The sequence below is a fragment of the Agromyces cerinus subsp. cerinus genome (genome assembly GCF_900142065.1).
GTDB classification, from domain to species: Bacteria; Actinomycetota; Actinomycetes; order Actinomycetales; family Microbacteriaceae; genus Agromyces; species Agromyces cerinus.
On the sequence record NZ_FSRJ01000001.1, the window covers coordinates 1,179,582 to 1,192,471 of the forward strand.

At 69.9% G+C, this 12,890-nt stretch carries 13 protein-coding genes; all 13 read right to left on the reverse strand.

The annotated features are described in order from the left end of the window. Positions 1-59: 59 nt before the first annotated feature. The gene (locus tag BUR99_RS05400) at positions 60-980 is read right to left on the reverse strand and encodes an RluA family pseudouridine synthase (protein ID WP_074259247.1); all 921 of its coding nucleotides are present in this window, start codon (positions 978-980) and stop codon (positions 60-62) included. Then, a complete protein-coding gene (gene lspA / locus BUR99_RS19870; RefSeq protein ID WP_074259248.1) occupies positions 980-1,597 on the reverse strand; it encodes a signal peptidase II in 618 nt (205 codons plus the stop codon). The genes BUR99_RS05400 and lspA overlap by 1 nt, the downstream gene beginning before the upstream one ends. Next, a complete protein-coding gene (locus BUR99_RS05410) occupies positions 1,587-2,273 on the reverse strand; it encodes a DivIVA domain-containing protein (RefSeq protein WP_074259249.1) in 687 nt (228 codons plus the stop codon). The genes lspA and BUR99_RS05410 overlap by 11 nt, the downstream gene beginning before the upstream one ends. A gap of 115 nt (positions 2,274-2,388) precedes the next feature. Then, the gene (locus BUR99_RS05415) at positions 2,389-2,706 is read right to left on the reverse strand and encodes a YggT family protein (RefSeq protein WP_143231454.1); all 318 of its coding nucleotides are present in this window, start codon (positions 2,704-2,706) and stop codon (positions 2,389-2,391) included. Positions 2,707-2,712: 6 nt separating this feature from the next. Continuing rightward, positions 2,713-3,189: a cell division protein SepF gene (locus tag BUR99_RS05420; RefSeq protein ID WP_074259250.1), complete on the reverse strand. Its 477-nt coding sequence runs from the start codon at positions 3,187-3,189 to the stop codon at positions 2,713-2,715. A 33-nt stretch (positions 3,190-3,222) separates the two neighbouring features. Next, the gene (locus BUR99_RS05425; protein ID WP_143231456.1) at positions 3,223-3,864 is read right to left on the reverse strand and encodes a YggS family pyridoxal phosphate-dependent enzyme; all 642 of its coding nucleotides are present in this window, start codon (positions 3,862-3,864) and stop codon (positions 3,223-3,225) included. A gap of 47 nt (positions 3,865-3,911) precedes the next feature. Continuing rightward, positions 3,912-5,102 (reverse strand): cell division protein FtsZ, encoded by a 1,191-nt coding sequence (ftsZ, locus tag BUR99_RS05430; protein ID WP_074259252.1) that lies wholly within the window; start codon positions 5,100-5,102, stop codon positions 3,912-3,914. Positions 5,103-5,280: 178 nt separating this feature from the next. Then, entirely contained in the window at positions 5,281-6,336 is a 1,056-nt protein-coding gene (locus BUR99_RS05435; RefSeq protein WP_234980738.1) for a cell division protein FtsQ/DivIB, read from the reverse strand. Positions 6,337-6,349: 13 nt separating this feature from the next. Beyond that, positions 6,350-7,753, reverse strand: a complete 1,404-nt coding sequence (murC, locus tag BUR99_RS05445) for a UDP-N-acetylmuramate--L-alanine ligase (protein ID WP_074259254.1) — start codon at positions 7,751-7,753, stop codon at positions 6,350-6,352. 102 nt (positions 7,754-7,855) lie between these two features. Next, entirely contained in the window at positions 7,856-8,956 is a 1,101-nt protein-coding gene (locus tag BUR99_RS05450; RefSeq protein ID WP_074259255.1) for a UDP-N-acetylglucosamine--N-acetylmuramyl-(pentapeptide) pyrophosphoryl-undecaprenol N-acetylglucosamine transferase, read from the reverse strand. Continuing rightward, on the reverse strand, positions 8,953-10,221 hold the full coding sequence (ftsW, locus tag BUR99_RS05455) for a putative lipid II flippase FtsW (RefSeq protein ID WP_074259256.1): 1,269 nt from the start codon (positions 10,219-10,221) through the stop codon (positions 8,953-8,955). The genes BUR99_RS05450 and ftsW overlap by 4 nt, the downstream gene beginning before the upstream one ends. Continuing rightward, positions 10,181-11,722 carry a UDP-N-acetylmuramoyl-L-alanine--D-glutamate ligase gene (gene murD, locus BUR99_RS05460; protein WP_074259257.1) on the reverse strand — a complete coding sequence of 514 codons (1,542 nt, stop codon included), beginning with the start codon at positions 11,720-11,722 and terminating at the stop codon, positions 10,181-10,183. The genes ftsW and murD overlap by 41 nt, the downstream gene beginning before the upstream one ends. Beyond that, positions 11,722-12,819, reverse strand: coding sequence for a phospho-N-acetylmuramoyl-pentapeptide-transferase (gene mraY / locus BUR99_RS05465; RefSeq protein ID WP_074259503.1), 1,098 nt, complete (start codon positions 12,817-12,819; stop codon positions 11,722-11,724). Before mraY ends, murD begins: the two co-directional genes overlap by 1 nt. Positions 12,820-12,890: the final 71 nt, after the last annotated feature.

The following is a 12,890-nucleotide window of genomic DNA, read 5'->3' on the forward strand; positions in this document are numbered from 1 at the left end:
TCGGGGGTCTTCGAAGTCTACGTGCGACCTCCCACGTCGGGGTCGCGGCAGACGGTGTTTCAGTCGCCGCGGAGCACGCCGAGCGCGTGCGCGAGGTCGGCCGGATACTCCGACACGAACGTCGTCCAGCTGCCGTCGGCGGGGTGGGCGAAGGCGAGCTGCTTGGCGTGGAGCCACTGCCGTTCGAGGCCGAGCTTCGACGAGAGCGTCGGGTCGGCGCCGTACATCGAGTCCCCCGCGCACGGATGCCGCTGCGCAGCCATGTGCACCCGGATCTGGTGCGTGCGCCCGGTCTCGAGGTGCACCTCGAGGAGCGAAGCGTAGGGGAACGCCTCGATGGTCTCGTAGTGGGTCACGGCGTGCTTGCCCTCGGCGGTCACCGCGAACTTCCACTCGGAACGGGGGTGGCGGCCGACCGGCGCGTCGATCGTTCCGGCGAGCGGATCCGGGTGGCCCTGCACGACCGTGTGGTAGATCTTCTCCACCTCGCGGTCGTGGAACTGGCGCTTCAGCTCCGTGTACGCGCGCTCCGACTTCGCGACGACCATGAGGCCGCTGGTGCCCGCGTCGAGTCGATGCACGACACCCTGGCGCTCCGAAGCACCGGAGGTCGAGATGCGGAAGCCCGCGGCTGCGAGCGCACCCACGACGGTCGGCCCGTTCCAGCCGACCGAAGGATGCGCGGCGACGCCGGCGGGCTTGTCGACGACCACGAGGTCGTCGTCGTCGTGGATGATGCCGAGGTCGGGCACCGCGATCGGGTCGATCGTGAGGCCCCGCGGCTCCTCCCAGCTCACCTCGAGCCAGGCGCCGGCGCGCAGCCGGTCGGACTTGTCGACGGATGCACCGTCGAGCGAGACACCGCCGGCCGAGGCGATGTCGGCCGCGAGGGTGCGCGAGAAGCCGAGGAGCTTCGCGAGGCCGGCGTCGACGCGCGCGCCCTCGAGCCCGTCGGGAACGGGGAAGGAACGGTGTTCCATCAGGCTCCGGTCGCGGCTTCGCGGAGCGGGACGTCGCCCTCCGCCGTGGCGGCGGGCGTCTCGTTCTGCACGGTCTGGGCCGCGTCGCGCTTGGCGGGTCGCAGCTCTCGCGAACCGTCGAGGCCGATGCCGCGGATGGTGAGGATCATGAAGAGCACCATGCTCGACACGATCGCGATGTCGGCGACGTTGTAGATCGCAGGGATGAGCCACGGTGTCGAGATGTAGTCGACCACGTGTCCGAGGCCGAACGACGGCTCCCGGAAGAGCCGGTCGGTGAGATTGCCCAGCACGCCGCCGAGCAGCAGCCCGAAGACGACGGACCAGGCGATCGAGCGGATGCGACGTGCGAACCACACGATGAAGGTGATCACGCCCGCGGCGAGGATCGTGAAGATCCAGGTCATCCCGCTCGCGAGCGAGAACGCCGCACCGGGATTGCGAACGAACTGCCATTGGAGGACCGAGCCGAGCACCGGCACGACCTCACCCTCGGAGAGGTTCGTGACGACGAGGAACTTGCTCAGCTGGTCGAGGCCGTACGCCGCGAATGCGGCGCCGGCCACGACCAGGAGGGCGGTGGTGGAGCCGACCTTCGCGGCCCGCTCAGCCTCCAAAGCCCTGGAACGTCGGTGCCGGCTGTTCGGCGGACATGCCCACGGGCGACGAGAAGCCCTGGTTGCCGGTGACCTGCACCGGCGCTGCAGTGTCGAGCTCGCGGAGCTGACCCTCGATGTAGTTCTTGAGCTTCGCGCGGTAGTCGCGCTCGAACACGCGGAGCTCGTCGACGCGCTTCTCGAGCGCGACGCGCTCCTGGTCGAGCACACCGATCTGGGCGCGCTGCTTGGCCTCGGCCTCGGCGACGACTCGCGCCGCGGTGGCGTGGCCCTCGGCGATGAGCGCATCGCGCTTCTCGACGCCCTCGCGGACGTGCTCCTCGTGCAGACGACGAGCGAGCTGCAGGAGGTTCGTCGTGCTCGCCTGCTCGTCGAAGTCCGACTGCTGCGAGACGGGCTGCTGCATCGGCACGGCGACCGTGGGCGGCGGAGCCGCCGGCTCCGTGTAGACCGCGGCAGCTGCCGGCGCAGCGGCGGCGGGAGCCTTGGCGGCCTCCGCAGCACGGGCCTCGGCCGCGGACAGCCGCTGACGCAGCTCCTCATTCTCCCCGTTCAGTCGACGAAGCTCTACGACGACCTCGTCGAGGAAGTCGTCGACCTCGTCTTGGTCATACCCTTCCCGGAACTTCGTCGCTTGGAAGCGCTTGTTGACCACATCTTCCGGAGTTAGCGCCATGGCTTTCCACCCTCAAATCTGTCGAACTGTTCGATCACGTTCAGCTAACGGTAGCAAAGACATCCTCAGAGTCGTGAGTGCCGATCGTCTCGACCTCATCCCTCGCAGGAGATCATCAGGCGGGCGCGGTCGCCGCCTGTGCCAATAGGGACACCACGGTCATCGCAACGATCACGACGAGCATGGCCAGACTCCACCCCAGGTCCAATGCGACTTGGCCGATGCGGATCGGGGGAACGACCCGCCGGAAGAAGCGCACCGGCGGATCGGTGAGGCTGAAAACCGCCTCGACGACCACGAGCCAGGCGCCACGAGGGCGCCAGGAGCGGTTGAAGGTGCGTACGAGGTCCAATACGAACCGCCCCCACATCACGAAGAAGTAGATGAGCAGCAGGATGTAGAGGATGTTCCAGACGATGGCCAGCGCGCCCACGACGGGCTACGCGTGCGTGAAGAACGACGCGTCCACGTCGCCCTCACTCTCGCCGGTCTCCCCCGAGACGACCACATGGGCGGGCGAGAGCAGGAACACCTTGCTCGTCACACGCTCGATCTTTCCGTAGAGCCCCTGCGAGAGGCCGCTCGCGAAGTCGATGAGACGCCGCGCGTCGGCATCGGACATCTGCGAGAGGTTGATGATCACGGGGACTCCCTCACGGAAGGACTCGGCGATCACCTGCGCGTCACGGTACTGACGCGGGTGGACGGTCAGGATCTCGTTCATCTCCGCCTGCGGTGTGCTCGGTTGGACATGGTTCTTGCGCAGCGGTGTGACCGATGCACCGGTCCTCGGTGCAGGCGCCGCGTTCGCGACCGGGGTCACCGGTGCGGGCGCGTGTGCCTGCGTGGTCTCCTCTTCGAGCTCTTCATCGGCGAGTCCGAGATAGACCATCGTCTTCTTGAGCGGGTTCGACATCGCTGCCTCCGTCTGTGTTCCGTCTCTTCGAGGTTAACCGGCGACCGGCCGATTCCCGGTGATTGCCGTTCCGATTCTCAGGTGTGTCGCACCCTCCATGATCGCGTCGCGAAAATCGTGCGACATCCCCATGGACAGATCGCGTGCGCTGGGCTCCAGTTTCTGCACCAGCTCGGACATCGCGCGCACGCGGGCGAACGCGGGCCGCGCGGGTTCGCCGAGCGGTGCGACCGCCATGAGCCCGCGCAGGCGGAGACCGGGCGTCTCGAGCACGTGCTCGACGAGCGCCTCCAGCGCGTCGGGGGCCACCCCGCCCCTGCCGGCGTCGTCAGTGAGGTTCACCTGCACGAAGCAGTCGACGGATGTCTCGTCGGATCGCAGCGCATCCACGAGGGCCGCACGATCGACCGAGTGGATCGCCGCGGCGTAGGCGCGCGCCTGACGGGCCTTCTTGCTCTGCAGCTGCCCGACGAAGTGCCAGCGCAGGTCGAGCGCAGCGAGCTCCGCCGCCTTCGCCTGCGCCTCCTGGTGCCGGTTCTCGCCCACGTCACGCACGCCCAGCGCCGCAAGCTGCTCCACGAGCGATGCGGGATGGAACTTGGTGACGACGATCGTCGTGATCCCGCCGGGGTCGCGACCCGCGTCGCGCGCGGCATCCGACACCTGACCGGTCACCTCGGCGAGGCGCCCGGCCAGCGAGTCGGCGGCCGGCCTCGCGTCGCTCACTTCAGGAAGTCGGGGATGTCGAGGTCGTCGTCGTCGGTGTCGAACGCCGGGTCCGAGACGATCTGGTCGGCCGTAGCCGTCTCGACCTCGCCCCAGTTCGCGGTCTCGACGAGCTCGTCGATGTCGATCTCGGCGATCACATCGGCGGCCTCGCTCGAGATGGCCCCGCCTCCGACCGCCGCGCCGACGGCAGCGGGCACGAAGTTCGTGCGTCGCGCCTCGACGGGCTTCGCGTTCGGCTCGCCGCCGTCGAAGCCGGCCGCGATGACCGTGACGCGCACCTCGTCGCCGAGCGTGTCGTCGATGACGGCACCGAAGATGATGTTCGCCTCGGGGTGCACGGCCTCCTGCACGAGCCGGGCGGCGTCGTTGATCTCGAAGATGCCGAGGTTCGATCCGCCCTGGATCGAGAGCAGCACGCCGTGGGCGCCGTCGATCGAGGCTTCGAGCAGTGGGCTCGCGACGGCGAGCTCTGCGGCCTTAATCGCACGATCGGCCCCCCGCGACGACCCGATGCCCATGAGCGCGGAGCCCGCTCCCTGCATGACCGACTTCACGTCGGCGAAGTCGAGGTTGATGAGGCCTGGGGTGGTGATGAGGTCCGTGATGCCCTGGACACCGGCGAGCAGCACCTGGTCGGCCGTGGCGAAGGCCTCGAGCATCGAGATGCCGCGGTCGCTGATCTCGAGCAGGCGGTCGTTCGGCACCACGATGAGGGTGTCGACCTCTTCCTTCAGGCGCGCGACGCCCTGTTCGGCCTGGGTCTGGCGCCGCTTGCCCTCGAAGCCGAACGGCTTCGTGACGACACCGATGGTGAGCGCGCCGATCGACTTCGCGATGCGTGCGACGACCGGAGCGCCGCCGGTGCCCGTGCCGCCTCCCTCGCCTGCGGTGACGAAGACCATGTCGGCGCCCGCGAGCGCCTCCTCGATCTCCTCCGCGTGGTCTTCGGCGGCACGACGGCCGACCTCGGGGTCGGCGCCGGCGCCGAGGCCGCGAGTGAGATCGCGCCCCACGTCGAGCTTCACATCGGCGTCCGACATGAGCAGCGCCTGCGCATCGGTGTTGATCGCGATGAACTCGACGCCGCGCAGGCCGAGCTCGATCATGCGATTGACGGCGTTGACACCGCCGCCGCCGATACCGACGACCTTGATGACGGCGAGGTAGTTCTGGTTTGTCGACATGACCGGCCTTCCGTGCGAACTCTGAACCCTGAACCTCTAGTCGAAGGTTAAAGTTTTGCTGAGTATGCAATTCCTGTGATGACGGTAGGCTCCCGACGGCCTCCGCCGCGAAAGGCTCGCCCGCGTGTCGCGAACCGCCGGGCGGATCAGCGGCGAACCGCCCGATTTCCTGCTGCGACTACCGGGTCACGGCGCTCGCAGGCGACGACACGTCGTACTCGCCGACCGTGTCGGGCGGTGCCGCGACCATGAGTCTCGCGAGCACGGCCGCCTTCGCGGCGGACTGCTCGGCACTCCCCCAGACGACGGTGGCCCCGGTCGACAGCTCGAGCTGCACGTCGTCGGCCGTCGCCGCGGATGCACCGACGAGTTGCCCGCGCACCTCGGGCGGCAGGCTCCTGATGACCGCGGCCGCGGCACGGAAGCCCTCGCCGGCGACGCCGCCCTCCGCGACGATCAGCGGTTGCCCGTCGGGTCGCTCCGTCGGCCGCTCGATGACGACGCCTGCTGCGTCGACGAGCTCGAGCCCCTCGCCCGTGTCGACGACGCCGACCGGCACCCGCTCGACGATGCGCACGACGAGGGTGCCGGGCGGGATCGTCTCGGTCGAATAGGTCTCGATGAGCGGGAAGTCCGAGAGTGCGGCGAGCACGTCGGCACTCGCGATCAGCGGCAGCGGAGTGCCGAGCTGATCGTCGAAGGCCGCCTGCACGTCGGCGACCGGGATGCGCGCGGTGCCCTCGACCCGAACCTCGCGCAATGCCATGAGCGGCGAGTAGGCGCCGACCGCGACGACGACGACGAGCGCCGCGATCGCGCCGAGCACCACCGACCACACGATTCGGCGTCGACGGGAGCGCTTCGTGAACCGCCGCACCTCCTGGCGCTCGTACTTCCGACGCTCACGGCCCGCTGCGGCGAGCTCGCGCTTGGCCGCCCGCTCGCTCTTCGGAGGCGCGGGAGCGGCAGGTGCGTCGCCGCGCTCGGAACCGGGCGGCCGCGTCGATGCGCCGCCCGCCTGCACGGTCGGAACCGTGCCAGGCACGAGCGGAGTCACCGGAGTCGAGACCACGATCGCGATCGGCTCCGTCGAGGTGCGGTCGGCATCGGGCGTCGGCCGTGCCGGGCGCGGTGCACGCGCGACCGGCGCCGACGATCGCACGGCATCGGGTGCCGGCAGAGGTGCGCGCGGCGCACGTGCGGCCGGACCGTCGAACCCCTGAGGCCGTTTCACGCGGGCTCCGGTGTCATCCGCGCTCGCGCTCGAGCGAGCCGAGCAGCTGGGGCACGATGCGGTAGACGTCGCCGCAGCCGAGCGTGATCACGAAGTCGCCGTCGCGGGCGATGCTCGCCGTGTAGTCGGCGGCCTGCTGCCAGTCGGGTACGAAGGCGACGTGCGCCGGGTCGGCGAACCGCTCGCTCACGAGCGCGCCCGTGACACCCGGCACGGGGTCTTCACGCGCGCCGTAGACGTCGAGCACGACCGTCTCGTCGGCGTACTGCTCGAGCACCTCGGCGAACTCCTTGGCGAAGGTCTGCGTGCGACTGTAGGTGTGGGGTTGGTGCACCGCGATGATCCGGCCCTCGCCGACCACCGTGCGGGCGGCGGCCAGCGCGGCCGCGACCTCGGTGGGGTGGTGCGCGTAGTCGTCGTAGACGCTGACGCCGCCGACCGTGCCGTGCAGCTCGAACCGCCGGCCGGTGCCGGCGAACCGGGCGATGCCCGCAAGGGATGCCTCGGGGTCGAAGCCGAGGCCGACGAGCACCGCGAAGGCGCCCGCCGCGTTGATCGCGTTGTGCAGGCCGGGGATGCGGAGCGTGGCGCGGTAGGTCTCGCCCGCGTAGTCCACGGCGAAGGAGACGGGGCCGTCGGTCTCGACCGAGTGCACGCGCACCGTGGCATCCGCCGCCTGGCCGAACGTGACCACGTGCTCGTGCGAGAGCTTCTCGGTGATCCGCTTGGCGCCTGCGTCGTCGGACGAGACGACGACGAGCTCCCGCGCCCCGTCGGCGAACGTCACGAACGCCTGCTCGAAGGCCTCGCGCGAGCCGTAGTGGTCGAGGTGGTCGGGGTCGACGTTCGTGATGAGCGCGACCGAGGTGTCGTAGAGCAGGAAGGAGCCGTCGGACTCGTCGGCCTCGACGACGAACAGCTCGCCGTCGCCCGCGGCCGACGAGACGCCGAGCCCCTCGATGACGCCGCCGTTGACGAAGTTGGGGTCCTCGCCGAGCGCGAGGAGCCCGGTGACGATCATGCCGGTCGAGGTGGTCTTGCCGTGTGCGCCCGCGACCGAGACGAGTCGACGACCGGCGATGAGCGCGGCGAGGGCGAGCGAGCGGTGCAGCACCGGCAGGCCGCGCTCGAGTGCGAGTCGGTACTCGGGGTTGTCCTCCCAGAGCGCGCCGGTCACGACCACGGTGTCGATGTCGTCGGCGAGGTTCGCGGCGTCGTGGCCGATCGCGATCTCGGCGCCGAGGTCGCGGAGCGCTGCGATGTTGGCGGAGTCGCGAACGTCGGATCCGGTGACCCGGTGCCCGTCGCCGAGCATGAGCCGGGCGATGCCGCTCATGCCGGAACCGCCGATGCCGACGAAGTGCACGGCGCCGAGTTCGGCGGGGATCTGGGCGGAGAGGTCGGGCTTGATCGTCACGGTGCTGCGTTCTTCCTGGCTGCGGTCGGGATGCGGACGGGGTGCGGACGCCGAAGGCGCCGGTTCGTGCGAGCGGATGTCGCGGCATCCGCTCACTCAACGTTACGCGCCCGACGGGGCGGTGCCGCCTGGCTCGCCGAGTGCCTCGTCGACGAGGGCGACCATGCGGTCGGTTCCGTCGCGGAATCCGACGGACGTCGCGGCCTCCCCCATGGCCCGGAGCCGCCCGGCGTCGGAGAGCATCGGCAGCAGGGTCGCGTCGACCCACTCGGGCACGAAGTCGGCGTCGTCGACGAGCACCGCGCCGCCCGCGGAGACCACGCCGCCTGCGTTGAAGCGCTGCTCGCCGTTGCCGACGGGGTACGGCACGAAGGCGGCGGGGATGCCGAGCGCCGAGAGCTCGCACACCGTGGCGGCTCCGGCCCGCGAGACCGCGGCGTCGGCGACGGCGAGGGCGAGATCCATGCGGTCGGCGTACTCGACCATGCGGTAGTCGGCCACGTCGGGGTCGACGACCTCGGACTTCGCGCCGGTGACGTGCAGCACCTGCCATCCCGCTGCCGTGATCGCGTCTGCGGAGTCGACCATCGTGCGGTTGATGCGCCGGGCGCCGAGCGACCCGCCGGTGGCGAGGAGCACGGGTCGCGAGGCGTCGAGGCCGAAATGGGCGGCCGCCTCGCCCCGGCGAGCGGCCGGATCGAGCGTCTCGATCTCACGGCGCAGCGGCATGCCGACGAGCCGGGCGCCGGGCAGCGGCGTGCCGTCGAAGGCGACGCCGACGGTCGCGGCGAAGCGGGCGCCCAGCCGGTTCGCGAGCCCGGGGCGCGCGTTCGCCTCGTGGATCGCGACCGGAACACCGGCGCGTCGCGCGGCCAGGTACGCCGGGGTCGACACGTAGCCGCCGAAGCCCACGACGACGTCGACGCCGCGGTCGCCGATGATGCGGCGAACCGCGGCGATCGATTCGCGGAAGCGCGCCGGGAAGGCCACCGCCGCACGGTTCGGCCGGCGCGGGAACGGCACCTTCGCGATCGTCAGGAGCTCGTAGCCACGGGCCGGCACGAGCCGGGCCTCGAGGCCTTCGGCCGTGCCGAGCACGAGCACGGATGCCTCGGGGTCGCGCTCGCGCAACCGGTCGGCGACCGCGAGCAGCGGGTTCACGTGACCGGCGGTGCCGCCGCCGGCGAGGAGGTAGGTCGTCATCGGGCAGCCCTCGATGCTGCGGCGCGACCGCTCTTGCGTGCCGCAGCACGTGCCGCGGCGCGTGCCGGGGCTTCGGGATCGCGTGCCACCGACAGCACGATGCCGATCGCGAAGAGCGTGGTGAGCAAGGCCGTGCCACCCGCGGAGACGAGCGGCAACGGCACACCGAGGATGGGGAAGACGCCGAGCACGACACCGATATTGACACACGCCTGCCCGATGATCCACACGAGCACGGCAGCGGTGGCCGCACGACCGAACGGCGTGCGCGCGCCGCGCAGCACGCGCCCCAGCGCGACCGCGAGCACGACGAACATCGCGATGACCACGATCGCGCCGATCAGCCCGAGCTCCTCGCCGATGATCGCGAAGATGAAGTCGTTGTCGGCCGCGGGCAGCCACGACCACTTCGCGGCCGAGTTGCCGAGGCCCACCCCGAAGACCCCGCCGTTCGCGAGGGCGAACGAACCGTGCTGGATCTGCCAGCAGTCGCTGACGGAGTCGCCACTGCCACCACTCGCGCAGTCGGCGTCGAGGAAGGAGGTGATCCGGCGCATACGACTCTCGCTGGAGACCGCGACGATCGCGAACAGCACGCCGGCCGCGATGATCGGCGGCAGCAGCAGCCGCAGCCGCACGCCGATGAGGAAGAGTGCGCCGAGCAGCATCGCGCCCATGATCATGACGGTGCCCAGGTCGCCGCCGAGCAGCACGAGGCCGATCGCGCCGCCCCCGACGAGCACGATCGGCAGCACCCCGTGCACGAAGTCGCCGAGCTGCGCCTCTTTCTTGGTGACGATGAGGCCCAGCCACAGCACGAGGGCCACCTTGATGAACTCCGAAGGCTGGAACTGCACCGAGCCGATCTCGAGCCAGTTCGTGTTGCCGCCCTTCTCGACGCCGAGGGGCGTCGCGACGACGAGGAGCTGCGGAATGCAGGAGAGGATCAGCGCCGGCCAGGCGATCCGCATCCAGAACGTCTCGGGCATGCGGCTCGCGATGAGCATGATCGGGATGCCGAACACCGCGAAGAGGCCCTGGCGCAACGCCTGCGCATAGAAGCTCTCGTCTTCGAGGTGCGACTGCACGACGGAGGCCGAGAGCACCATCACGAGCCCGAAGACGACCAGGAAGAGCGTCGTGCCGAGCAGCAGGAAGTAGTCGGCCGACTCGACGCGGAAGACGCGACCGAGACGGATCCTGGAGGCCGAGACGCCGGTGCGCTCAGGCGCCGGGGAGCGGTTCGCGCGGGGCGGTGTCGCCATCCGCCTCACCTCCCAGCATCGATCCGACCGCGTCGTGGAACCGCCGTCCGCGATCGCCGTAGTCGGCGAACTGGTCCATCGACGCCGCAGCGGGCGCGAGGAGTACGGTGTCGCCCTCTTCAGCGACCGCCGCAGCCAGCGCGACCGCGTCGGGCATCACGGTCTCAGTGTCATCCGTGACCACTTCGAAGAGCGGCACCTCGGGCGCGTGTCGGCGGAACGCCGCGACGAGCGCCGCGCGATCGACGCCGATCACGATCGCGGCGCGAAGGCGTGCGACATGGGCTGCCACGAGCGCATCCGCATCCACGCCCTTGAGCAGGCCGCCCACGATCCAGACGACCGTGCCGAACGCACGCAATGACGCCTCGGCCGCGTGCGGATTCGTCGCCTTCGAGTCGTCGACCCAACGGACGCCGCCGGAGACCGCCACCGTCTCGATGCGGTGCGCATCGAGACGGAACGAGCCGAGCGCGTCGTGGATCACGCCGACCGGCACGCCGAACGAGCGCGCGAGGGCGGAGGCCGCGAGGATGTTGGCGACCACGTGCGGCGCGCTGAGTCCCCTGGGCTCCAGCTCGTCGAGCGTGATGATCTCGAGCGCCGCCGAGCGACGGTCGTCGAGGAAGGCGCGGTCGCAGAGGATGCCCTCGACGACGCCGAAGTCGCTCGGCCCCGGCACGTCGAGCCCGAAGCCGATGGCGCGCGCGCCCTCTTCGACCTCGGCGTCCTCGACCATGCGTCGGGTCGCCTCGTCGGCGCGGTTGTACACGCACGCGACCTTCGTGTTCTCGTAGACGGTCGCCTTGGCATCGCGGTACGCCTCGAACGAGCCGTGCCAGTCGAGATGGTCGTCGGCGATGTTCAGCACCGTGCTCGCCCACGGGTGCAGCGCACCCGGGCCGGACGTCGGCAGATGGTGCAGCTGGTAACTCGAGAGCTCGACGACGAGCACGTCGAAGCCGCCGGGATCGCGCACGGCATCGAGCACCGGCACGCCGATGTTGCCGCACGGCGCCGCACGCAGGCCGTTGGCCGCGAGGAACGTCGCCGCCATCTGCACGGTCGTCGTCTTGCCGTTGGTGCCGGTGACGAGGATCCACTCGGCGGTGTTGACCTTGTCGCGCACCCGCCAGGCGAGTTCGATGTCGCCCCAGACCGCGATCGACGAGTCGGCCGCCCACGTGAGCACGGGGTGATCGGGGTGGAAACCGGGCGAGGCCACGAGCAGCTCGGGTGCGAAGTCGACGACCTCGTCGGGCACGGCGTCGAGCGGATGCCGCAGCAGACCGGCCCCGATCACCTCGAGGATGCGCGCACGGTCGTCGTCGACCTCCGGGGCGACCACGAGCACGGTCGCGCCGAGCTCGGTCAGCGTGTCGGCGACGGCGAAGCCCGTGACGCCGAGGCCCATGACGACGACGCGGAGGCCGCGCCAGTCGGCGTTCCAGCTGGTCAGCGAGTCGAGACGATCGGAGGCGGGCGAAGCGGCATCCGTCATCAGCTCTGCAGCCACTCGAAGTAGAAGGCGCCGACGCCCGCTGCCACGAGCAGACCGCCGATGATCCAGAAGCGCACGACGATCGTGACCTCCGCCCATCCCTTCAATTCGAAGTGATGGTGGATCGGACTCATCAGGAAGATGCGCTTGCCGTGCGAGAGCTTGAAGTACGCCCGCTGCAGGATGACCGAACCGGTCTCGATCACGAAGAGGCCGCCGATGAGCAGGAGGAGGAGCTCGGTGCGGCTGACGATCGCGAGTGCCGCGAGCGCACCGCCCAGCGCCAGCGAGCCGGTGTCGCCCATGTAGATCTTCGCGGGGTTCGTGTTCCACCAGAGGAATCCGATGAGACCGCCGACGATCGCGGTCGCCACGATCGCGATGTCGAGCGGGTCGCGCACGTCGTAGCAGCGGTACTCGTCGGACGGGTTCAGGCCGACCGACGCGCACGACTGGTTGAACTGCCAGAAGCCGATGATGACGAACGAGCCGATCGCGAGGATCGAGGCGCCGCCGGCGAGCCCGTCGAGCCCGTCGGTGACGTTGACCGCGTTCGAGGTGCCGACCGCGAGAAGGCAGATCCAGACGACGTAGAGGATCACGCCGACGACCGCGCCGAACACCATGAAGTCGAGCGGCAGATCCCTGATGAAGGAGATCTTGGTGTCCGCGGGGGTGACGCCGCGATCGTTCGGGAACTGGAGAGCCAGCAGTGCGAAGGCACCGGCGATGACCACCTGCCCTGCGACCTTCGCCCAGCCGCCGAGTCCGAGGCTCTGCTTCTTGCGGGTCTTCAGGAAGTCGTCGATGAAGCCGACCACGCCGAGCCCGACCATCATGAACAGCACGAGCAGTCCCGTGGCCGTCGGCTTCTCGTCACTGACGAGCAGCGTCGCCACGAAGTACCCGAACAGGGTGCCCAGGATGAAGATGATGCCGCCCATGGTGGGCGTGCCGCGCTTGACGTGGTGGCTCTGCGGCCCGTCGTCGCGGATGAACTGCCCCCACCCGAGCCGTGTGAACAGCCGGATGAACAGCGGGGTCAGGAACAGCGTGAAGGCGAGCGACAACGCCCCAGCGGTCAGCAGTGCTCTCACGCGAACCATTCTCCCAGTCGGTCGTGAGGCAGGTCGGACATCTGCCCGACTTCGCCGATTTCCAGCACAGC